Below are 21,366 nucleotides of genomic sequence, written 5' to 3'. Positions count from 1 at the left end.
GGCGCCCCGGGCCGGCCGTGCGGTACGTCACCGCATCCGGCCCAGGGCGTCCCTCAGCCGCCGGGCGTCGCGCAGCCGCTTCTCGTACGTCGCCCCGACCGCCAGCAGCAGCGCCCCGGCCAGCGCCGGAGCCACCCAGCGCGGCAGTGTGCCGACCACCTGGACGACATACGGCGCGAGCTCGTGCAGCGCGTCCAGCGCCAGCACCGCACCGCCCAGCACCAGCAGGGACTGGAGCCGCCACCGCGCCCCCAGCAGCGTGATCACGAGCGCCGCCGTACCGAGCAGCAGCGGCCGCAGCCAGTGCGGATCGGCCCAGGCGGCGACGAGTGACGGCACCAGCGTCGCCGTCAGCCCCGCCCCGTACGCGGTCCACGACGACGCGGCGGGATCGCGGCGGCGGCGCAGCACACCGATCACCAGAGCCGGAACGGTCACCGGCAGGGTGTACGCCTCCGGGGACGACACCCCGGACGCCGACAGCCGGACCCAGGCAGCCGCCACGAACAGCGCGGTCGCCAGATATCCGGCCACCGGCCGCCGCTCCGGACGCAACGCCGTGCCCGCGGCCAGTACCGCGCACAGGGCCAGCACCATAGCCAGGAACGGCATGTCGCCCATCGCCAGGCCCACGGCCGGAAGCGCCGCCGCACCACCGGCCAGCTCCACCGGCAGCGCCACCGCACGCCCCTTCAGCCGGGCGCCCAGCAGCACGGTCACCGCGGGGACGGCCAGGATCACCGGAGCCGCCCGATGCGCGGCCAGGCCCAGCGACGCACCGCACGCACCGGCCAGCACCACGGCACAGGCCACGGCCGCGCACGCCGCCACCGCCTGCACGGTCACCGGCACCCGGTCCGGCCGCGAGGCAGCGGCCACCGGAGCGTCCCACGCGACCGCAGCCGCCACGAACACCACCAGCAACGCCCCGAACACCGCATACGTGGCCGGTTCCGTGCCCAGCGACAACAGCGCCACGCCCACCGCACCCGCCGCCCCGCACACCGAAGCGGTCAGCGCCACCCCCGTCATCCCGCGCCGCAGACCGCCCACCGCCACCGCGAACACGCCCGCGACCAGCACCAACTGCACGGAAACGGCCACCGCGTACGAGGCGTCCAGCGCGGCCGGCAGCACCGCGAGCCCCGCCCAGCCGAGCACCGGAGCCGTCGCCCCGACAACGCCCCGCGCAGCCGGACCGGGGGAGAGCACCGGCCCGGCCCACCGCAGTACGCCCTCCCACCACCGGTACGCCGCCGCGAGCACCGCCGCCACCAGGAGCAGGACCACCGGGGCAGCGGCCATCTCCGACCACGGCAGCTCCGTCGCACCCAGCGCACCCCGCACACCGTCCCGGGGCGCACCGGCCCACACCCGGTCCAGCTGCCCCACCGGACCTGCCAACGACACCGCGACCGGCGGCAGCGAGAACAGCACCGAACCGGCGGTGACCGCCCCCGACGCCCACACCAGCCCCTGCCCGGCCGGACGACCCAGCGGAGCCCGCACAGCGACCGGCAGCGCTCCGCCGCACAGCAGGTACACCGGCACCACCCAGCCGCCGGAAACCCCCGCGACCAACACTCCGGAGACGGCGGCGACGGCCGCCAGGCCCGCCACCAGACCACCGGCCACCGCAACGCCCGCCGGTGCCCGCCGGGCCCCGGACAACGCGATGGCGGAACCGGCCAGCAGCAGCGCCCCCGGCAGCACCGCGTCCGCCGGCGCATCGGCCGACAGCGACTCCATCAACGCCACCAGCAGCCCCGCGCCACCGGTCACCCAGAGCCCGGAGCAGGCCGCCACCCGTACCGCAACTCCCTTGCCCCGCAACGCGATCACACAGTCCAGCGCCGCCGTGGCCAGCAGCGCACCGGCGAACACCAGGGCATCCGCCCGCTCCGCCCACGCCCACAGCAGCAGGGGCAACTGCGCACCGAGCACCGCGGCGGGCAGCGGCAGTCGCAGCCCGCCGAGCACCAGTCCGTACGCCGCCCAGAGCACGGCCAGCACCGCCGAAGCGGTCGCCGCGAAGCCCAGGCCCCCGGTCCTCGGCAGTGCCACCTCATGCAGCGCATAGGCGTCCAGCACCATCAGCACCGCCCCGAGAGCCGCGAGTGATTCGGCCGTCGAGGACAGCCCCCGACGCAGCAGCACCGCAGGCGCGGCCAGCGCCGCCACCGTCACGGTCGACAGGACCGCCGAGCGGCCGCCGATCCCCATGTGACCCCAGCTGACCAGGGTGAACGCGATCGCCGCGACCGTCAGCAGCAGTCCGCCGAGGGTGAGCAGCACATTCTGCGCACCGCGGGTGCGGACCGCAGGAGCGGCCGGCCGGCCCGGAGCCGCGAAGGGCGCCGAGGTGTGGCCGGCGGGCGGCGGGAACGAGGGCGTGGGCGGCCCGACGGTCAGCGGGCCGGGCGTCTGCAGGACGCTCACCAGCCAGGCGCGGCGGCGCAGCAGTTGGGACCGGCGCAGATCCAGCCCGGCGAGCTCACGGTCGAGGAGCGCCAGTTCCTCGGTGGGCGGCAGCAGATGTTCCATGAACGCGAGTGTGGCGGCGGTCACCCATTCGGACATGCGCACGGATACTCAGTTCCCCGGCTGAGTACGTGCATCCTGGACTCATGGACTGGAATCACTACCGATTTATGAGTGTTTGGGACTTCGTGGCCCCGCCCGGCGCCGTGTACCAGCTCCTGGAACGGGCGGAGCAGTACCCGCGATGGTGGCCGCAGGTCCGCGAGGTCACCCCCGTCGACGACACCTCCGGCACCACCCGGATCCGCTCACTGATCCCGTACGACCTCGTCATCACGTTCCGCGAACGTCGGCGCGACCCGCTTGCCGGGGTGCTGGAAGTGGCCCTCACCGGCGACCTCGAAGGCTGGGCCCGCTGGACCGTCACCCGGCACGGGGCCGGGAGCCGTGCCACGTACGAACAGGAGGTCGAGGTACGCAAGAGGCTGCTGCGGGTGCTCGCGGTGCCGGGGCGGCCCGTGTTCCGGGCCAATCACGCACTGATGATGCGGGCCGGACGTCGTGGCCTCGCGGCCCGGCTGGAAGCGGTTTGAACCACACCCGCCGAGCCCTGTATGGTTCAACCCGTTCCCGGGCGATTAGCTCAGTGGGAGAGCGCTTCGTTCACACCGAAGAGGTCACTGGTTCGAACCCAGTATCGCCCACCCCGGGAGAGGCCGGTCCGTCAGCAACACCGACGGACCGGCCTCTGCGTGTCCGGCTGCGCGGTCGGCTCCGGAACCGTTCTCCGCGCCCTCCGCAGGGACCGCACGAGCTCACGCGGCGGCGCGCAGCTCCGGACGCAACGGCCACGCCGGGTCCACCGTCTCCGGCGTGCCGCTCTTGGTGAACCACGCCTGCAGGCCGCGCGCCTGGGCGGCATGCCACACCGCCTGCAGTGTGTGCAGCTCCGCCGGGGTCAGCCGCTCCAGACGGGTCGCGAACCGCCGCCCCACCGCCCGGACCAGCTCCAGTGACGCCGCCGCGTCGGCCGCCGCGTCATGCGCCCCGTCCAGTACCACCCCGTACAGCTCACACAGGTCCGTGAGTGTGCGCCGGCCCTTGCGGTAGCGGTCCAGGTGCTTGTCGAGCACCCGCGGATCCAGCACACACAACGGCGTGTTCTCCAGGTAGCCGGCCAGTGACGACGCCCGGTGCCGCTTCAGCTCCCGGTCCAGCAGCGTCAGGTCGAACGGCGCGTTCATCACCACCAGCGGCCGGCCGGCCGCGCTCTGCTCGGACAGCGCCCGGGCTATCTCCTCCACCACCGGCGCGGGCCACCGCCCGTTGCGCTGGAGGTGGTCATCGGTCAGCCCATGGATCTCGGTCGCCCCCGCGGGCACCGGTACCCCCGGATTCACCAGCCAGCGGGTGACGCGCATCCGCCCGCCGGCACTGTCCTGGACGACGAGGGCGGCCGAAACGATCCGGTCACCCTCCACGTCCACTCCCGTCGTCTCGGTGTCAAAAGCGGCCAGTGGCCCCTCGTACCATTGAGTCATCCCCGAACTCCTCGCGCCCGAGCGGCAGATGGCGTGATTCCCCTGCCCGTTTCGGTGATACCCGCACCCTTTGCCTGATACGCCGTTTGCGGACCGCCCGCTGCGGTGACAACACAGATGACGGGGACGGAAGTTGGTACACCTCCGCGTCCGCCGACCCATTGGCACGGCCCGGAAGGCATACGGAGCCATGGCACTCGCGCAGCCCGAACCGAGTGGGCTGCTGCCCCAGCGGATCGCACCGCTGCGCGGCACACTCGCCACCACCGCCTGCATGGAGACCCTCCAGGTGGGCTACTTGCACGCGGTCGCGGCCGCGGCGGGGTGCTCCCTGTCGCAGCCGTTCCCCGACAACGGCATCGACTGGCACGTCAGCCACGGTGCCCCCGGCCATGTCGTCGACGACGAGGTGACCATCAAGGTCCAGCTGAAATGCACCTACCAGATACCGGCCCGCCCGCCCGGCGCGACGTTCGCCTTCACGCTCGACAACGCCCACCTCGTGAAGCTCGCCCGGAGCCCCGTGTCGGTGCACAAGATCCTCGTCGTGATGCTCGTGCCCCGCAGCCAGGACGACTGGCTCAGCGCCGGACACGACCGCCTCGACCTGCGGCACTGCTGTTACTGGACCAATCTGGCCGGCCACCCGGTGACCGGCCGGCACCGGACGACCGTACGGATCCCGACCTCGCGCATCTTCGACGACCGGGCGCTCTGCGAGATCATGACCCGTGTCGGGGCAGGAGGGAGACCCTGATGCACCGGCCTATGGACGAGTCCGCCGACGAAGCGATCCCGTCAGTCGTACGACCCCATCCCACCGAGCCGCCCGGGCTCCGGCCCATCGGGCCGACAACCGCCGGTGGCCTGCCGGATCCCGCCCGGGTGGACCCCGCGGTGCTCGGCACCCTGCTCGCGCGCCACGGCTGGCGGCGGCGCGGCGGGGCCGCCGGACGCTACAGCCGCTGGACGCCGCCCGGACCACCCGCCCCACCCGGCGGCTCCACCAGCCTGCTCGTACCCGACAACGGGGCCTTTCCCGACAGCGAGGACCTGCTGGGGGAGGCGCTGACCGCGCTGGCCCGCAGCGCGGCCCCCTCCGCACGCGACATCCTCGTCTCCCTCGCCGTCCCCAGCGACGAGATCCGCTGGTGGCGCGAGGCCCCCGAACCGGCCGCCGGAACCGTCGGCGTGGCCAGCTGGACGGGAGCCGAGCAGCTCCATGGCGCGGCCCGGCAGATCCTGCTCGCCGGCGCCCTCGCCGTCCGCGGCCGGGCCGGGTACCACGGTGCCCGCCACCGGCGGCGTGCCCTCGCGGCCCTCGACGGCATCCTCGTCGGACCCGCGCCCGGCGGCCGCGACCTCACCGCGTTCGTCCCCGTCGAGACCGGCCGCCCCGTCGCGGTACGGCTCCATCACGCCCTGCACGCCACCCGCGAGGCCGTCGACTACCAACGGGCGACCGGCGGCATGGAGGCCTTCGACAGCGCCGTGGCGGCGGGCGTCAGCCGTGAACTGACCGAGGCCGTCGTCGCGCTCGTCCGCGGCTCCGAGGGTGCCGGGATCGCCCTGGAGTGGGCCCCCGCCGCGGGAACCCCCGACGGCTGCCCGGCGCGCCCCGAACCGGTGGAGTTCTCCCCGGGCGACCTGCCCGCGCTGCGCCGGGCGGGCGCCCGCTACCTCCGGGACGAACCCGCGGTCGCGGTGCGGATCACCGGCGCCGTCGTACGCCTGCGCCGCTCGGGGCCGCGCGGCGCCGGAATCGTACGGCTTCGGGTGCTGGCGGGCGCCGAGGTCCCGCATGTGCGGCTGGAGCTCGACGAGGAGGCGTACCGGATCGCCGGCCACGCCCATCTGGTGGGGCTGCCGGTGCGGGTGGAGGGCAGGCTGGAGAGCCGGGGCGGCTTCCGGCGGCTGACCAGGACCTCGCAGGTGATTCCCGTGCAGGTCGACGACGCGGAACGGGACCGGCTGATGAAGTCGCTCCAGGAGAACATCGACTATTTCGAGGAGGCATGCACGGGGGAGTAGCCGGTCGCGGACCACGGAATCCGGCCCTTTCGCTAAGAGGGGTGCAGGCTCGGTACGATTCCTCTTGCGCGCGCAGGAGGAATGCGCCGCACCCCCTGAGTCAGGAGAGACCGGTGTCAGACGTCCGTGTGATCATCCAGCGCGATTCCGAGCGGGAAGAACGCGTGGTGACGACGGGCACTACGGCAGCCGAGCTCTTCCCGGGCGAACGCACCGTCGTCGCCGCCCGCATCGCCGGTGAGCTGAAGGACCTCGCCTACGTCGTCGCCGACGGCGAGACCGTCGAGCCCGTCCTGATCTCGTCCGAGGACGGCCTCAACATCCTCCGGCACTCCACCGCGCACGTCATGGCGCAGGCCGTGCAGGAGCTGCACCCCGAGGCCAAGCTCGGCATCGGCCCGCCGGTCAAGGACGGCTTCTACTACGACTTCGACGTCGAGAAGCCGTTCACGCCCGAGGACCTCAAGGCCATCGAGAAGAAGATGCAGGAGATCCAGAAGCGGGGCCAGAAGTTCTCCCGCCGGGTCGTGACGGACGAGGCGGCGCGCGAGGAGCTGGCCGACGAGCCGTACAAGCTGGAGCTCATCGGCATCAAGGGCTCAGCCTCCACGGACGACGGCGCGGACGTCGAGGTGGGCGGCGGCGAGCTGACCATCTACGACAACCTCGACCCGAAGACCGGGGACCTCTGCTGGAAGGACCTCTGCCGGGGCCCGCACCTGCCGACCACCCGGTTCATCCCGGCGTTCAAGCTGATGCGCAACGCGGCCGCCTACTGGCGCGGCAGCGAGAAGAACCCCATGCTCCAGCGCATCTACGGCACCGCCTGGCCCACCAAGGACGAGCTGAAGGCGCACCTGGAGTTCCTGGAGGAGGCCGCCAAGCGCGACCACCGCAAGCTCGGCAGCGAGCTGGACCTCTTCTCCTTCCCGGACGAGATCGGCCCCGGCCTCGCGGTCTTCCACCCCAAGGGCGGCGTCATCCGCCGGGCCATGGAGGACTACTCGCGGCGCCGCCACGAGGAGGAGGGCTACGAGTTCGTCTACAGTCCGCACGCCACCAAGGGCAAGCTCTTCGAGAAGTCCGGCCACCTGGACTGGTACGCCGACGGCATGTACCCGCCCATGCAGCTCGACGACGGGGTGGACTACTACCTCAAGCCGATGAACTGCCCGATGCACAACCTGATCTTCGACGCGCGTGGCCGCTCCTACCGTGAACTGCCGCTGCGCCTCTTCGAGTTCGGCACCGTGTACCGGTACGAGAAGTCGGGCGTCGTGCACGGCCTGACCCGCTCGCGCGGCTTCACGCAGGACGACGCGCACATCTACTGCACCCGGGAGCAGATGGCCGAGGAGCTGGACCGGACGCTCACCTTCGTCCTGAACCTGCTCCGCGACTACGGCCTGACCGACTTCTACCTGGAGCTCTCCACCAAGGACCCGGAGAAGTTCGTCGGCTCGGACGAGGCATGGGACGAGGCCACCGAGACGCTGCGCCTGGTCGCCGAGAAGCAGGGTCTGCCGCTGGTCCCGGACCCGGGCGGCGCCGCGTTCTACGGCCCGAAGATCTCGGTGCAGTGCAAGGACGCCATCGGCCGGACCTGGCAGATGTCGACCGTGCAGCTCGACTTCAACCTGCCGGAGCGCTTCGACCTGGAGTACACCGGCCCGGACGGCACCAAGCAGCGCCCGGTGATGATCCACCGCGCCCTGTTCGGCTCCATCGAGCGCTTCTTCGCGGTGCTGCTGGAGCACTACGCGGGTGCGTTCCCGGTGTGGCTGGCCCCGGTCCAGGCGGTCGGCATCCCGATCGGCGACGCGCACATCCCCTACCTCCAGGAGTTCGCCGCCAAGGCCCGCAAGCAGGGGCTGCGGGTCGACGTGGACGCCTCGTCGGACCGGATGCAGAAGAAGATCCGCAACCAGCAGAAGGCCAAGGTCCCCTTCATGATCATCGCGGGCGACGAGGACATGGCCAACGGCGCCGTCTCCTTCCGCTACCGCGACGGTTCGCAGGAGAACGGCATTCCGGTCGAGGACGCCATCGCCAAGATCGCCAAGGCCGTCGAGGACCGCGTCCAGGTCTGATCGGTCACGAGAAGGTGCCCCCGGCGAGCTATCCGCCCGCCGGGGGCACCTTCTCGTCCTCCCGGCGGAACGTCTGGATCAGCCACGACGAGAAGGAACCCGTCACGGCTCCCAGCAGCGCCAGCCCGCAGGCCATCAGGCCCGCTGCGACGATCCGGCCGACCGGTGTCACCGGCACGACATCCCCGTACCCCACCGTTGTGAGCGTCGCGCACGCCCACCAGACCGCGTCGCCGAAGGTCCGGATCGAGGCACCCGGAGCGTTGTGCTCCAGGTGGTAGATCGCGAGGGCGGCCGAGAAGCCCAGCAGCAGGGATGTCATGCCGGCGTACGACATCACGCGCGCGTACAGGCTCAGCCGGGGCTTGTCGCGGCGCTTCTGGACAGCCGTGTAGACCTTGACCACGCGCAGCGGCCGCAGCAGCGGCAGGATGAGTACCAGGGTGTCCAGCCAGTGCACCCGGACGAAGCGGTGGCCGAGACCGCTGAGTCGGATTCTGATGGCGTAGTCGATGACGAAGAGCAGCCAGGTGACGCCGACCAGAACGAGGGACAAGCCGCGCCAGGGTTCGGCGTGGTGCGGCGCGAGGACGCGGGTCGCGTAGCCGAGCAGGAACAGCAGTGAGGCGACGAAGAGCGGTCCCTCGGCGCGCTGCTCCCATCGGGTCAGAGCGGGAGGGGACTGGGCCGTGGCACGGTCGCTCATCGGTTAAGCATCGCGGTGCGGGAACGGGTTCGGCCCCGGCGACACGCTCCGCACGGGGTAAGCAATATGCTGATCGGCATGACGAGTGAGCCGGAGCAGCAGATCGGAGTGGGGACGCCCGACGCGTTCCAGCGCCTGTGGACGCCCCACCGGATGGCGTACATCCAGGGTGAGAACAAGCCGACCGGTCCGGAGGCCGGCGACGGCTGTCCGTTCTGCGCGATTCCCTCGATGTCGGACGAGGACGGGCTCGTCGTCGCGCGCGGCGAGAAGGTCTATGCCGTGCTGAATCTGTACCCGTACAACGGTGGGCATCTGATGGTGGTGCCGTACCGGCACGTCGCGGACTACACCGAGCTGGACGGTCCGGAGACGGTGGAGCTCGCCGATTTCACCAAGCGTGCGATGACCGCGCTGCGTGCGGCGTCGGGGGCGCACGGATTCAATATCGGCATGAACCAGGGTGCCGTGGCCGGTGCGGGCATCGCCGCGCATCTGCACCAGCATCTGGTGCCCCGCTGGGGCGGTGACACCAACTTCATGCCGGTGGTCGGGCACACCAAGGTGCTGCCGCAGTTGCTGGCGGACACCCGGAAGATGCTGGCCGACGCCTGGCCCGTCTGACCCGTCCGCACAGCCTGATTCGACCGATCCATCCGATCCGGTGTTCGGTCCGGCCTCCGGTCCGGTGGTCGGCCGCGCTTCGATCCGGCTTTCACCGTAGGGCGCCCCGGTTCTCCGGGGCGCCCTACGTGTGTGCGCGTGGCCGGCGTCTACGCGTCGTACAGGTCGGCCTTGCGCGGGGTCGGGTCCTGGACGAGTCCGCTCAGTATCGACGAGCGGTTGCCGAAGCGCTCGGTGTCGACGCCGTTCTCGTCCAGCACCTTGATGACGGCGCTGTGCACCACGCGCAGCACCGGCGTGGCCGCACGCATCGCGTCGTCGGCCATGAAGCGGTGGCGCCACGGCTTCTCGGCCCAGGCATGCCGCAGCCCGAACGGTTCCGGCAGCGCGATCTTGCCGCCGAGGTAGTCGAGCAGCGGCGGGTACCAGGTGAACGGGGCACGCAGGGCGAGGCGGACGACCTCGTGGGACTCGACCAGCGCCAGCGTGATGTCGCGGGTCTCCCAGAACCTGACGGTCTTGTTGACCGTCTTCTTCTTGGCGGCGGGTTTGCTGGTGAACAGGGAGTGGACCGGTCCGAGCGCGTGTCCGGTGACCTCGATGCGCAGGGTCTCGAAGAGCACGGTGACGGTGATCATCATGGTGATGACCAACTGGCCGTCCCAGAGGGTGAACTGGACGCCGAGGTAGTGGCGGTCACCGCCGCCGAACTGCTGGTGGTTGCAGATCCGCTGTATCTCGTGCGGCTTGACCTGGAAGGTGGCGACGTCCTCGCCCGCCGGGCGGGAGACCGAGTCGGCGTTCTCACCGACGGGCGACACGATCCAGTGGGTGACCGAGGGCTTGGGGAAGCCGCCGGTGTTCAGCGGGCCGCGTTCCAGCATCTTGAGCTGGTCGTGGATGACGCGTACCAGGTCCCAGCTGCGGAACTGGTGGAACTCCTTGCCGGGATCCTTGGCCACGAGGTCCTCGGCGAGCTGCCAGCTGCCCCAGCGGGTGCCCATGCCCAGGATGCCCTTGGGGCCGGCGTAGAAGACCGAGTTGGACTGCTGCTCCGCCGAGAGCTTCTCCAGGCCCTGCCGGAGTGCCTCACGGGCGGTCTCGCTCGGGTTCTTCGGTACGGCTTCGGGGATCTTGGCGACGACACCGCCGCCGGAGAGGAGGCCTTCCCAGCGGACACGCATGTCCTGGGCGGAGGCCTCGGCGATCCGCTTGGCGATCAGCCAGCCGATGACGGGGGCGACGACCATCGCCCGCACGTAGAGCCCCAGGAATCCGGTGAGGGGCATCTTGATCAGGAAGAACACCGCGGCGATCCCGATGATCGGCAGCAGGGCGCTGCCAAGGCCGGAGAGGCCCTTGTCCTTGGTGTTGGAGAGGGCGTCGCGCAGCCGGAACGCGATGACCCACAACAGCATTCCGGGCAGGAAGAGGAAGCCGAACAGGGCGGTCACCACGGTGAGCTTGGTATCGCGCGCCTTGCGGAGCCGGGACGCGGACAGACAGTGCTCGACGACGGTCTGCGGATCGCTGCCGAAGGACTGGATCAGTGCCTTGCGGGCGCCGCCCAGCGTGCGTTCCTGTACGGCGCGGGAGAAGGCCTCGCCGAGGTTGGGTTTGAAGTAGTCGGACTTGATGAACTTGGACCGGCCGGCCTTCACCTCGGACTTGTGCCACTCGCTGTTGGCCTTGAGGATCTCGTCCACCGGGCTGTCGCGGTACGCGGCAGAGGCGAGGGCGTTCGTCGCCACCGCCGCTCCCGCTGCTCCCTGAAGTGGAATCTGCGCTCCGGGAGAGAAATCGAATCCGTCGTTGGCCACTGTCGCCCCCACTCGCCCGCCAAGGAACCGCTCCTGCGGCTGTTTCCCAACTGCCGTGCCCGGCACACTTTCTGAGCTGGGACCACAGCGTATCGTCCGGATCGATTCGGTGTCCGGCCCTGTGGACAACCGTGGGGGACGCGGTGCGTCAGGTGCCGTTCACGCCGTTGTGCTGTTGTTCGCGCATCCGGTCCGCGAGTTGCGTGGGCATGGCCTCGTGGCGGGTGTACGTGCGGTCGAAGCGGCCGGCGCCGTGGGACAGGGAGCGCAGGTCGACCGCGTACCGGCCGATCTCCAGCTCCGGCACCTCGGCCCGTACGAGGGTGCGTCCGGGCCCGGACTGTTCCGTGCCGACCACCCGCCCGCGGCGACCCGAGAGATCGCTCATCACCTGGCCGACACAGTCGTCGGGGACCAGGGCGCGGATCTCGGCGACCGGTTCGAGCAGTTGGATGCGGGTGTCCGCTGCGGCTTCGCGCAGGGCCAGGGCGCCTGCGGTCTGGAAGGCGGCGTCGGAGGAGTCCACGGAGTGGGACTTCCCGTCCCGTAGGGTGACCCGCAGGTCGACGAGCGGGTGCCCGGTGGCGACGCCGCGGGCGGCCTGGGTGCGGATGCCCTTCTCGACGGACGGGATGAACTGGCGCGGTACCGATCCGCCGACCACCTTGTCGATGAACTCGATGCCGGATCCCGGTGGCAGGGGCTCGACGTCGATCTCGCAGATGGCGTACTGGCCGTGGCCACCGGACTGCTTGACGTGCCGGCCGCGTCCGGTGGACGGGCCCGCGAAGGTCTCGCGCAGGGCCACGCGGTGGGGGACCGCGTCGACCTGGACCCCGTACCGGCTGCGCAGCCGGTCGAGCGCCACGTCCAGATGGGCCTCACCCAGGCACCACAGGACCACCTGGTGGGTGTCCTGGTTCTGCTCCAGGCGCATGGTGGGGTCCTCGGCGACCAGCCGTGCGAGGCTCTCGGAGAGCTTGTCCTCGTCGGCCTTGCTGTGCGCCTCGATGGCCAGCGGCAGCAGCGGGTCGGGCATGGTCCAGGGTTCCATCAGCAGCGGGTGGTCCGGGTCGGACAGGGTGTCGCCGGTCTCGGCGGTGCCCAGCCGGGCCACGCAGGCGAGATCCCCGGCGACGCACTCGGTGAGGGGGCGCTGCTGCTTGCCGAACGGTGAGGAGAGCGCGCCGACACGGATCTCCGACTCGTGGAAGGGCCTGGCCTCGTGGCCGGGGTCGGTGAGCCCGTGGCCGAATACGTGCACGGTGTCGTCGGAGCGCAGGGTGCCGGAGAAGACGCGCACCAGGGAGAGCCGGCCGACGTAGGGGTCGGAGGCCGTCTTGACGACCTCGGCGACCAGTGGTCCCCGGGCGTCGCAGCCGAGGGCGGGGAGCGGATCGCCGTGCAGGGTGGTGACGGCGGGGAGCGGGCGTTCGAGCGGGGTCGGGAAGCCGCCGGTGATCAGGTCGAGGAGTTCGACGGTGCCGATGCCCTGGTGGGCGCCCTCGGTGGCGGGGGCAGCGGTGAGAACGGGGTGGAAGGTGCCGCGTGCGACGGCGCGTTCCAGGTCGTCGACGAGTGTCTTGACGTCGATGTCCGCGCCGTCGAGGTAGCGGTCCATCAGGGTCTCGTCCTCGCTCTCGGCGATGATCCCTTCGATGAGCCGGTTACGGGCGTCGGCCAGGGCGCCCTGCTGGTCCTCGGCGGGCGGGTTCTGGGTCCGCTCGCCGCTGGAGTAGTCGAAGATCCGCTGGGAGAGCAGTCCGGTGAGCCCGGTCAGCGGGGCGTGGCCGTCGGGGCCCTCGGGCCCGTGCACGGGCAGGTGGAGCGGGAGTACGGCGTCGGGGTCGTCGCCGCCGAAGATCTCGCCGCAGATCCGCGTCATCGCGTCGAACGAGGTGCGGGCGGTGTCGAGGTGGGTGACGACGATGGCGCGAGGCATGCCGACGGCCGCGCACTCCTCCCAGACGGCGCGGGTGGCACCGGCCACGGCGTCGGCCTCCTGGGCCGCCGAGACAACGAAGAGAGCCGCGTCCGCCGCTCGCAGACCGGCCCTGAGTTCCCCGACGAAATCCGCGTATCCCGGGGTGTCCAGCAGATTGATCCTGACCCCGCCCCATTCGACGGGGACGAGGGAGAGCTGTACGGAGCGTCGCTGCCGGTGCTCGATGCCGTCGTGGTCGGAGACCGTACTGCCGTCCTCGACCCGGCCGGCCCGGTTGACCGCGCCCGCGGTCTGTGCGAGCGCCTCGACGAGAGTGGTCTTGCCCGAGCCGCTGTGGCCGACCAGCACCACGTTCCGTATGGAGGAGGGGTGGCCGGCCGTCGACGCTCTTCCGGCGGCCCCGGTGTGTGCGTGCGCCTTGTCGCCCATGGTGTGTGCCTCCCAGGTGATGGCGCGGGGCGGGAGAACCGCCGGGCGCGGGGTGGGGAGTGGGTGCACGGGCACGGGGGAGCCGCCACGGCGGCTTCGGCGACGCCCGCGGTACTTCCGAGCTTTCCACTCCGTCCGGGATGCGTCCATACGTCATGAGCCGCGGCCCGGGCCCACCGTCCGGACGGGGCCGTGGTTGCGGCACGATCCGCACGACCGGACCCGGAAGCCCGGGGGTGCCCGGACGGTGGAGTGCGGCGGTGGTGACTACGATGGGCCAGCCGGTGGCCGACGGGGCCATGCGGCCACCGAACCCTCGGGAAGGCCATGCTGAACAAGTACGCGCGTGCATTCTTCACGCGTGTCCTCACGCCGTTCGCCGCACTGCTGCTCCGTCTCGGCGTGAGTCCTGACGCGGTCACTCTGATCGGCACGGCCGGGGTGATGGCAGGTGCGCTGGTCTTCTACCCGATGGGGGAGTTCTTCTGGGGCACGATCGTCATCACGATCTTCGTCTTCTCCGACCTCGTCGACGGGAACATGGCGCGGCAGGCCGGTATCTCCAGCCGGTGGGGCGCGTTCCTCGACTCGACGCTCGACCGGGTGGCCGACGGGGCGATCTTCGCCGGCTTCGCCCTCTGGTACGCGGGCAGCGGCGACGACAACGTCCTGTGCGCGGTCGCGATCTTCTGTCTCGCAAGCGGTCAGGTGGTTTCGTACACCAAGGCACGCGGTGAGTCGATCGGTCTGCCGGTCGCGGTCAACGGGCTCGTGGAGCGTGCCGAGCGACTGGTGATCTCACTCGTGGCGGCCGGACTCGCCGGTCTGCACAAGTTCGGAGTGCCGGCGATCGAGATCCTGCTCCCGATCGCGCTCTGGATCGTCGCCGCGGGCAGCCTGGTGACGCTCGTGCAGCGCGTCGTGACGGTGCGCCGCGAGTCCGCGGAGGCCGACGAGGCCGCCGCCCGGTCGGCCACGGCGGACCGGGGGAGCGAGGACGCGAAGTGAGCCACCCGCCCGAGGACGCGAAGCCCGGTCCCAAGGAACGGCTCAGCGACGGGCTGTACGGACTCGGCTGGGCCGCCGTGAAGAAGCTTCCCGAACCGGCTGCGCGGGCGCTCTTCCGCACCATCGCCGACCAGGTGTGGAAGCGGCGCGGCAAGAGCGTGCTGAGGCTGGAGTCGAATCTGGCGCGGGTCGTGCCGGACGCGAGCCCGGCGCGTCTCGCCGAGCTGTCCAGGGCCGGGATGCGCTCGTACATGCGGTACTGGATGGAGTCGTTCCGGCTGCCCACCTGGAGTGCGCGGCGGATCAAGGCCTCCATAGACGTGACAGACGCGCACCGGCTGACCGAGGGGCTCGCCGCGGGACGCGGTGTCGTTCTGGCCCTGCCGCACCTGGGGAACTGGGATCTGGCGGGCGCGTGGGTCACCACGGATCTGCGGGTCCCGTTCACCACGGTCGCCGAGCGGCTGAAGCCCGAGTCGCTGTACGACCGGTTCGTGGCGTACCGCGAGGGACTGGGCATGGAGGTCCTGGCACACAACGGCGGGACCGCGTTCGGAACGCTGGCACAGCGCCTGCGGGCGGGCGGCCTGGTCTGCCTGGTCGCCGACCGCGATCTGTCGGCCTCCGGCGTCGAGGTGACGTTCTTCGGCGACACGGCCCGGATGCCGGCCGGTCCGGCGCTGCTCGCCCAGCAGACCGGGGCACTGCTGCTGCCGGTCACGCTCAACTACGACGACACGCCGGTCATGAAGGCGCGGATCCACCCGCCCGTCGAGGTTCCCGGCTCAGGTGACCGCGCGCAGCGCACGTCCGTCATGACACAGGCACTGGCCGACGCCTTCGCCCTGGGAATCGCCGAGCACCCGGAGGACTGGCACATGCTGCAACGGCTCTGGCTCGCCGACCTCGAACCCCTCGGAGACCAGCAGTGAAGATCGGCATCGTCTGCCCGTACTCCTGGGACGTACCGGGCGGCGTGCAGTTCCACATCCGGGACCTCGCCGAGCATCTGATCCGGCTCGGCCACCAGGTGTCCGTGCTGGCCCCGGCCGACGACGAGACGCCGCTCCCGCCGTACGTGGTGTCCGCGGGCCGGGCCGTGCCCGTCCCGTACAACGGGTCGGTGGCCCGGCTGAACTTCGGATTCCTGTCCGCCGCCCGGGTACGGCGCTGGCTGCACGACGGCACCTTCGACGTGATCCACATCCATGAGCCGACCTCGCCGTCGCTGGGTCTGCTGGCCTGCTGGGCCGCTCAGGGGCCGATCGTCGCCACGTTCCACACGTCCAATCCGCGCTCCCGGGCGATGATCGCCGCGTATCCGATCCTCCAGCCGGCGCTGGAGAAGATCAGCGCGCGCATCGCGGTGAGCGAGTACGCGCGCCGCACCCTGGTCGAGCATCTGGGCGGCGACGCGGTGGTCATTCCGAACGGTGTCGACGTCGGGTTCTTCGCCGCGGCCGAGCCCAGGCCCGAATGGCAGGGCGGCACGATCGGTTTCATCGGACGCATCGACGAACCCCGCAAGGGCCTGCCCGTTCTGATGCGGGCGCTGCCCGCGATCCTGGCCGCCCGCCCGGACACCAGGCTGCTGGTGGCCGGCCGGGGCGACGAGGAGGATGCCGTCGCCTCGCTGCCGAAGGAGATGCGTGCGCGTGTCGAGTTCCTCGGCATGGTGAGCGACGAGGACAAGGCGCGGCTGCTGCGCAGCGTCGATGTGTACGTCGCGCCCAACACCGGCGGCGAGAGCTTCGGCATCATCCTGGTCGAGGCCATGTCGGCGGGCGCGCCGGTCCTGGCCAGCGACCTGGACGCATTCGCCCAGGTCCTGGACCTGGGAGCGGCGGGCGAACTGTTCGCCAACGAGGACGCGGACGCGCTGGCCGGGTCGGCGATCCGGCTGCTGGGCGACCCGGAGCGGCGGGCGGAGCTGCGGGAGCGCGGCGTCGCACATGTGCGGCGCTTCGACTGGTCGACGGTGGGGGCGGACATCCTCGCGGTGTACGAGACGGTGACGGACGGGGCGGCGTCGGTGGCGACGGACGAACGCACGGGGCTGCGGGCCAGATTCGGGCTGACGCGGGACTGAGGGGCCGTCGGACCGCCCAGGAGCCCCTGAACCGTGCCGGTTCTCCGGGCGGCCCTCCCGGCGGCCGAGGGGGCGGTGCGGTGCCCGGTCACCGGTAGCCTTCGGCCCGTGACCGAAACCCTCATCTGGACCGTCGTCGTGCTCGTCGCGATCGGCCTCTACCTCAGTTGGACCGCCGGCCGTCTGGACCGTCTGCACACCCGTATCGACGCGGCCCGGGCCGCGCTCGACGCACAACTGCTGCGCCGGGCCTCGGTCACCCAGGAACTCGCCACGTCCGGAGTCCTCGACCCGGCCGCGTCCATTGTCCTCTACGAGGCCGCGCACGCCGCCCGGCAGGCGGAGGAGGAGCAACGCGAGGTCGCCGAGAGCGAACTGAGCGCCGCGCTGCGCGCGGTGTTCGGCGAACCGGCCCAGGTGGAGACGGTGAAGGAGATCCCGGGCGGCGAGGAGGCCGCGTCCGAACTGGCCGCCGCCGTCCGCCGGGTCCCGATGGCGCGCCGCTTCCACAACGACGCGGTGCGGGCCGCCCGGGCGCTGCGCCGTCACCGCACGGTGCGCTGGTTCCGGCTGGCCGGACACGCCCCGTTCCCGCTCGCCTTCGAGATGGACGACGAACCGCCGGTCGCCCTCGCCGCCCGCCCCGTCAGCTGACGCCCGCACGGCGCACGTGGCGGGACGGCTTCCGGCAGGCGCCGCCGGCCGCCGGTACGTACCGGACACGGGCCCTGCCCGCCCTGCCACCGGACACGGGCCCTGCCCGCCCCGCCACCGGGCCAAAACGATCCACCGGCCTCCCATTGGCCCTTGCTGTGGACCGGTCATGGGGAGTTTGCTCAGCAGTGCATCACCCCCATGCACGCTCAGTGTCCTATTTCCCAGTGAGGTCGATCCGTGTCCACGCTTCCCACCACCCCGCAGTCCGCCGACTCCCCGGCCACCGGCACCGCCCGCGTCAAGCGCGGCATGGCCGAGCAGCTCAAGGGCGGCGTGATCATGGACGTCGTCGACGCAGAGCAGGCGAAGATCGCCGAGGACGCGGGCGCCGTGGCCGTCATGGCTCTGGAGCGGGTGCCGGCCGACATCCGTAAGGACGGCGGCGTGGCCCGGATGTCCGACCCGAACATGATCGAGGAGATCATCGAGGCCGTCTCCATCCCGGTCATGGCGAAGTCCCGCATCGGGCACTTCGTCGAGGCCCAGGTGCTCCAGTCCCTCGGCGTCGACTACATCGACGAGTCCGAGGTGCTCACCCCGGCCGACGAGGTCAACCACAGCGACAAGTTCGCCTTCACCACCCCGTTCGTCTGTGGCGCCACCAACCTGGGCGAGGCCCTGCGCCGCATCGCCGAGGGCGCTGCCATGATCCGCTCGAAGGGCGAGGCCGGCACCGGCAACGTCGTCGAGGCCGTCCGCCACCTGCGTCAGATCAAGAACGAGATCGCCCGGCTGCGCGGCTACGACAACAACGAGCTGTACGCCGCGGCCAAGGACCTGCGCGCCCCGTACGAGCTGGTCAAGGAGGTCGCCGAGCTCGGCAAGCTGCCCGTCGTTCTCTTCTCCGCGGGCGGCGTCGCCACCCCGGCCGACGCCGCGCTGATGCGTCAGCTCGGCGCCGAGGGCGTCTTCGTCGGCTCCGGCATCTTCAAGTCCGGCGACCCGGCCAAGCGCGCCGCCGCCATCGTGAAGGCCACCACGTTCTACGACGACCCGAAGATCATCGCGGACGCCTCCCGCAACCTGGGCGAGGCCATGGTCGGCATCAACTGCGACACCCTGCCCGAGGCCGAGCGCTACGCCAACCGTGGCTGGTAGTCACAGATGAGCGACACCCCTGTGATCGGAGTCCTGGCTCTTCAGGGCGACGTACGGGAACACCTGATCGCCCTGGCCTCGGCTGACGCCCTGGCCAGGCCGGTCCGGCGGCCCGAGGAACTCGCCGAGGTCGACGGCTTGGTCGTCCCCGGCGGCGAGTCCACCACGATGTCCAAACTGGCCGCGCTGTTCGGCATGCTGGAACCACTGCGCGAGCGGGTGGCCGCCGGGATGCCGGTCTACGGCACCTGCGCCGGAATGATCCTGCTCGCCGACAAGATCCTCGACCCGCGTTCGGGCCAGGAGACCATCGGCGGCATCGACATGATCGTGCGGCGTAACGCTTTCGGGCGGCAGAACGAGTCGTTCGAGGCGGCCGTCGAGGTCGCCGGAATCGACGGCGGACCGGTCGAGGGCGTCTTCATCCGCGCCCCCTGGGTCGAATCCGTGGGCGCGCAGGCCCGGGTCGTTGCCGAGCACGGCGGCCATATCGTGGCAGTACGGCAGGGAAACGCTCTTGCCACGTCATTCCATCCCGAACTGACCGGGGACCACCGGCTTCACGCGTACTTCGTCGACATGGTGCGCGCAGCGCGCTGACTCGATCCCGGTAGGATCTCTCGGGTTCGTACGGAATTTGGTGACGCGAAGGAGAAGGCAGATGTCCGGCCACTCTAAATGGGCTACGACGAAGCACAAGAAGGCCGTGATTGACGCCAAGCGCGGCAAGCTCTTCGCGAAGCTGATCAAGAATATCGAGGTCGCGGCCCGCACCGGTGGTGTGGACCCCGAGGGCAACCCGACTCTTGTGGACGCGATCCAGAAGGCGAAGAAGAGCTCGGTCCCGAACAAGAACATCGACTCCGCGGTCAAGCGCGGTGGCGGTCTCGAAGCGGGCGGCGTCGATTATCAGACGATCATGTACGAGGGCTACGGCCCGAACGGTGTCGCGGTGCTCATCGAGTGCCTCACCGACAACCGCAACCGCGCCGCGTCCGACGTACGCGTCGCCATGACGCGCAACGGCGGCTCGATGGCCGACCCGGGCTCGGTCTCGTACCTGTTCAACCGCAAGGGCGTCGTCATCGTCCCCAAGGGTGAACTGTCCGAGGACGACGTGCTGGACGCGGTCCTCGACGCGGGCGCCGAGGAGGTCAACGACCTCGGTGAGACGTACGAGGTCGTCAGCGAGGCCACCGACATGGTCGCGGTGCGCACCGCGCTCCAGGAGGCCGGCATCGACTACGACTCGGCCGAGGCCAACTTCCTGCCCACCATGCAGGTCGACCTCGACGAGGAGGGCGCGCGCAAGATCTTCAAGCTGATCGACGCGCTGGAGGACAGCGACGACGTGCAGAACGTCTTCGCCAACTTCGATGTCTCGGACGAGGTCATGGAGAAGGTCGACGCCTGAGCGGTCGCCGGCCGACCGGCGCAGCTTTCCGGGGACGGGCCGACGGGGGACACGCCCCGTCGGCCCGTCGCACTGTCAGTGCGAGCCGATAGCCTGCGGGAACAGTTGACCGATCGGCAGGGAGGGGGCGACCCATGCGGGTACTCGGTGTGGACCCCGGGCTGACCCGGTGCGGCATCGGAGTCGTCGAAGGCGTCGCGGGCCGTCCCCTGACGATGCTCGGCGTCGGAGTCGTGCGCACACCGGCCGATGCCGAGCTCGGGCACCGGCTGGTGGCCATCGAGCGCGGCATCGAGGAGTGGCTCGACGAGCACCGCCCCGAAGTCGTCGCCGTCGAGCGGGTTTTCAGCCAGCACAATGTCCGCACGGTGATGGGCACCGCCCAGGCCAGCGCGGTCGCCATGCTCTGCGCCTCCCGCCGCGGCATCCCGGTGGCCCTGCACACCCCCAGCGAGGTCAAGGCCGCCGTCACCGGCAGCGGCCGCGCGGACAAGGCACAGGTCGGCGCCATGGTCACCCGGCTCCTTCGGCTGGACGCCCCACCGAAGCCGGCCGACGCCGCCGACGCCCTCGCCCTCGCCATCTGCCACATCTGGCGCGCCCCGGCGGTCAACCGTCTCCAGCAGGCGCACGCGGCCGCCGCAGCCCGTACCGCGCGCGTTCCGCGCACCGCAGCAGTTCCCGTCCGGAAGGTCCCCCGATGATCGCCTTCGTCAGCGGCCCCGTGGCCGCGCTAGCCCCGACCACGGCCGTGATCGAGGTCGGCGGCATCGGCATGGCCGTCCAGTGCGCGCCGAACACCCTCGCCGGCCTCCGTATCGGCAAGGAGGCGAAACTCGCCACCTCCCTCGTCGTACGGGAGGACTCCCTCACGCTCTACGGCTTCGCCGACGACGACGAGCGGCAGACCTTCGAGCTGCTCCAGACCGCGAGCGGGGTCGGACCCAGGCTCGCCCAGGCCATGCTCGCCACGCACAGCCCGGACGCCCTGCGCATCGCCGTGTCCACCGGGGACGAGAAGGCGCTCACCGCGGTCTCCGGCATCGGCAAGAAGGGCGCGCAGAAGCTCCTGCTCGAACTCAAGGACAGACTCGGCGAGCCGGTCGGCGCCCACATCGGCCAGCAGGGCATCGGCACCCCGGTCTCCTCCTCCTGGCGGGACCAGCTGCAGGCCGCCCTGATCGGCCTCGGCTACGCGACCCGCGAGGCGGACGAGGCGGTGTCCGCCGTGGCCCCGCAGGCGGAGGCGGCCATCGCGGAGGGCGCGCAGCCCCCCGTGCCGCAGCTGCTGCGCGCCGCCCTGCAGACCCTCAACCGCGCGCGCTGAGCGAGCCCCGGCCGGCGCCGCGCCGGCCGGACAGCGACACCCTGGG

Annotated in this window: 19 protein-coding genes and 1 tRNA gene; 15 read left to right on the top strand and 5 right to left on the bottom strand. The window is 71.2% G+C overall.

Annotated elements, in window-relative coordinates:
* Positions 1-27: 27 nt before the first annotated feature.
* On the bottom strand, positions 28-2,580 hold the full coding sequence (locus tag FHX80_RS01560; RefSeq protein WP_145762444.1) for an SCO7613 C-terminal domain-containing membrane protein: 2,553 nt from the start codon (positions 2,578-2,580) through the stop codon (positions 28-30).
* A gap of 47 nt (positions 2,581-2,627) precedes the next feature.
* Between FHX80_RS01560 and FHX80_RS01555 the strand changes: the two genes are divergently transcribed.
* Together FHX80_RS01555 and FHX80_RS01550 are read left to right on the top strand one after the other, a co-directional pair.
* The gene (locus tag FHX80_RS01555; protein WP_145762443.1) at positions 2,628-3,074 is read left to right on the top strand and encodes an SRPBCC family protein; all 447 of its coding nucleotides are present in this window, start codon (positions 2,628-2,630) and stop codon (positions 3,072-3,074) included.
* A gap of 39 nt (positions 3,075-3,113) precedes the next feature.
* Positions 3,114-3,185, top strand: a tRNA-Val gene (locus FHX80_RS01550).
* Positions 3,186-3,296: 111 nt separating this feature from the next.
* Here the strand turns inward: FHX80_RS01550 and FHX80_RS01545 are convergent.
* Complete coding sequence (locus FHX80_RS01545) at positions 3,297-4,022, bottom strand: 3'-5' exonuclease (RefSeq protein WP_145762442.1); 726 nt, start codon at positions 4,020-4,022, stop codon at positions 3,297-3,299.
* Positions 4,023-4,212: 190 nt separating this feature from the next.
* Here FHX80_RS01545 and FHX80_RS01540 point away from each other — a divergent pair, with 190 nt between their 5' ends.
* From FHX80_RS01540 to thrS, 3 genes are all read left to right on the top strand, one after another.
* On the top strand, positions 4,213-4,779 hold the full coding sequence (locus FHX80_RS01540) for a DUF4365 domain-containing protein (protein ID WP_145762441.1): 567 nt from the start codon (positions 4,213-4,215) through the stop codon (positions 4,777-4,779).
* Positions 4,779-6,053, top strand: a complete 1,275-nt coding sequence (locus tag FHX80_RS01535; protein WP_244318109.1) for a hypothetical protein — start codon at positions 4,779-4,781, stop codon at positions 6,051-6,053. The genes FHX80_RS01540 and FHX80_RS01535 overlap by 1 nt, the downstream gene beginning before the upstream one ends.
* A 113-nt stretch (positions 6,054-6,166) precedes the next feature.
* Complete coding sequence (gene thrS / locus FHX80_RS01530; protein WP_145762440.1) at positions 6,167-8,143, top strand: threonine--tRNA ligase; 1,977 nt, start codon at positions 6,167-6,169, stop codon at positions 8,141-8,143.
* Positions 8,144-8,171: 28 nt separating this feature from the next.
* Here the strand turns inward: thrS and FHX80_RS01525 are convergent, their stop codons facing one another.
* Complete coding sequence (locus FHX80_RS01525) at positions 8,172-8,849, bottom strand: potassium channel family protein (RefSeq protein ID WP_145762439.1); 678 nt, start codon at positions 8,847-8,849, stop codon at positions 8,172-8,174.
* A 66-nt stretch (positions 8,850-8,915) separates the two neighbouring features.
* On the opposite strand from FHX80_RS01525, the gene FHX80_RS01520 reads away from it, so the two are divergent.
* A complete protein-coding gene (locus FHX80_RS01520; protein ID WP_145762438.1) occupies positions 8,916-9,473 on the top strand; it encodes an HIT family protein in 558 nt (185 codons plus the stop codon).
* Between the two features lie 149 nt (positions 9,474-9,622).
* Here FHX80_RS01520 and FHX80_RS01515 read toward each other — a convergent pair whose 3' ends face one another.
* Together FHX80_RS01515 and FHX80_RS01510 are read right to left on the bottom strand one after the other, a co-directional pair.
* Positions 9,623-11,293 carry a hypothetical protein gene (locus tag FHX80_RS01515; RefSeq protein ID WP_145762437.1) on the bottom strand — a complete coding sequence of 557 codons (1,671 nt, stop codon included), beginning with the start codon at positions 11,291-11,293 and terminating at the stop codon, positions 9,623-9,625.
* 148 nt (positions 11,294-11,441) lie between these two features.
* Complete coding sequence (locus tag FHX80_RS01510; protein ID WP_145762436.1) at positions 11,442-13,667, bottom strand: elongation factor G-like protein EF-G2; 2,226 nt, start codon at positions 13,665-13,667, stop codon at positions 11,442-11,444.
* 327 nt (positions 13,668-13,994) lie between these two features.
* On the opposite strand from FHX80_RS01510, the gene pgsA reads away from it, so the two are divergent.
* From pgsA to ruvA, 9 genes are all read left to right on the top strand, one after another.
* Positions 13,995-14,675, top strand: coding sequence for a phosphatidylinositol phosphate synthase (gene pgsA / locus FHX80_RS01505; protein WP_145762435.1), 681 nt, complete (start codon positions 13,995-13,997; stop codon positions 14,673-14,675).
* Positions 14,672-15,607: a phosphatidylinositol mannoside acyltransferase gene (locus FHX80_RS01500; protein WP_145762434.1), complete on the top strand. Its 936-nt coding sequence runs from the start codon at positions 14,672-14,674 to the stop codon at positions 15,605-15,607. Before pgsA ends, FHX80_RS01500 begins: the two co-directional genes overlap by 4 nt.
* Entirely contained in the window at positions 15,604-16,764 is a 1,161-nt protein-coding gene (locus FHX80_RS01495; RefSeq protein ID WP_145762433.1) for a glycosyltransferase family 4 protein, read from the top strand. Before FHX80_RS01500 ends, FHX80_RS01495 begins: the two co-directional genes overlap by 4 nt.
* Positions 16,765-16,872: 108 nt before the next feature.
* Entirely contained in the window at positions 16,873-17,418 is a 546-nt protein-coding gene (locus FHX80_RS01490) for a LemA family protein (RefSeq protein ID WP_145762432.1), read from the top strand.
* A 240-nt stretch (positions 17,419-17,658) separates the two neighbouring features.
* Positions 17,659-18,579 (top strand): pyridoxal 5'-phosphate synthase lyase subunit PdxS, encoded by a 921-nt coding sequence (pdxS, locus tag FHX80_RS01485; protein ID WP_145762431.1) that lies wholly within the window; start codon positions 17,659-17,661, stop codon positions 18,577-18,579.
* A 6-nt stretch (positions 18,580-18,585) separates the two neighbouring features.
* Positions 18,586-19,179, top strand: a complete 594-nt coding sequence (pdxT, locus tag FHX80_RS01480) for a pyridoxal 5'-phosphate synthase glutaminase subunit PdxT (RefSeq protein ID WP_145762430.1) — start codon at positions 18,586-18,588, stop codon at positions 19,177-19,179.
* 61 nt (positions 19,180-19,240) lie between these two features.
* The gene (locus FHX80_RS01475; RefSeq protein WP_145762429.1) at positions 19,241-19,993 is read left to right on the top strand and encodes a YebC/PmpR family DNA-binding transcriptional regulator; all 753 of its coding nucleotides are present in this window, start codon (positions 19,241-19,243) and stop codon (positions 19,991-19,993) included.
* A gap of 134 nt (positions 19,994-20,127) precedes the next feature.
* Positions 20,128-20,697, top strand: coding sequence for a crossover junction endodeoxyribonuclease RuvC (gene ruvC / locus FHX80_RS01470; protein ID WP_145762428.1), 570 nt, complete (start codon positions 20,128-20,130; stop codon positions 20,695-20,697).
* Complete coding sequence (ruvA, locus tag FHX80_RS01465; RefSeq protein ID WP_145762427.1) at positions 20,694-21,320, top strand: Holliday junction branch migration protein RuvA; 627 nt, start codon at positions 20,694-20,696, stop codon at positions 21,318-21,320. Before ruvC ends, ruvA begins: the two co-directional genes overlap by 4 nt.
* Positions 21,321-21,366: the final 46 nt, after the last annotated feature.

Origin of the sequence: Streptomyces brevispora (genome assembly GCF_007829885.1) — a bacterium.
GTDB lineage: Bacteria > Actinomycetota > Actinomycetes > Streptomycetales > Streptomycetaceae > Streptomyces > Streptomyces brevispora.
This window is presented reverse-complemented; position numbering and strand designations above follow the sequence as displayed.

Excerpts from the sequence above, each read along its gene's own strand:
- FHX80_RS01560 (WP_145762444.1), bottom strand. The coding sequence starts at position 2,580 with ATGTCCGAATGGGTGACCGCCGCCACACTCGCGTTCATGGAACATCTG.
- FHX80_RS01555 (WP_145762443.1), top strand. The coding sequence starts at position 2,628 with ATGGACTGGAATCACTACCGATTTATGAGTGTTTGGGACTTCGTGGCC.
- FHX80_RS01545 (WP_145762442.1), bottom strand. The coding sequence starts at position 4,022 with ATGACTCAATGGTACGAGGGGCCACTGGCCGCTTTTGACACCGAGACG.
- FHX80_RS01540 (WP_145762441.1), top strand. The coding sequence starts at position 4,213 with ATGGCACTCGCGCAGCCCGAACCGAGTGGGCTGCTGCCCCAGCGGATC.
- FHX80_RS01535 (WP_244318109.1), top strand. The coding sequence starts at position 4,779 with ATGCACCGGCCTATGGACGAGTCCGCCGACGAAGCGATCCCGTCAGTC.
- FHX80_RS01525 (WP_145762439.1), bottom strand. The coding sequence starts at position 8,849 with ATGAGCGACCGTGCCACGGCCCAGTCCCCTCCCGCTCTGACCCGATGG.
- FHX80_RS01520 (WP_145762438.1), top strand. The coding sequence starts at position 8,916 with ATGCTGATCGGCATGACGAGTGAGCCGGAGCAGCAGATCGGAGTGGGG.
- FHX80_RS01510 (WP_145762436.1), bottom strand. The coding sequence starts at position 13,667 with ATGGGCGACAAGGCGCACGCACACACCGGGGCCGCCGGAAGAGCGTCG.
- pgsA (WP_145762435.1), top strand. The coding sequence starts at position 13,995 with ATGCTGAACAAGTACGCGCGTGCATTCTTCACGCGTGTCCTCACGCCG.
- pdxT (WP_145762430.1), top strand. The coding sequence starts at position 18,586 with ATGAGCGACACCCCTGTGATCGGAGTCCTGGCTCTTCAGGGCGACGTA.
- FHX80_RS01475 (WP_145762429.1), top strand. The coding sequence starts at position 19,241 with ATGTCCGGCCACTCTAAATGGGCTACGACGAAGCACAAGAAGGCCGTG.
- ruvC (WP_145762428.1), top strand. The coding sequence starts at position 20,128 with ATGCGGGTACTCGGTGTGGACCCCGGGCTGACCCGGTGCGGCATCGGA.
- ruvA (WP_145762427.1), top strand. The coding sequence starts at position 20,694 with ATGATCGCCTTCGTCAGCGGCCCCGTGGCCGCGCTAGCCCCGACCACG.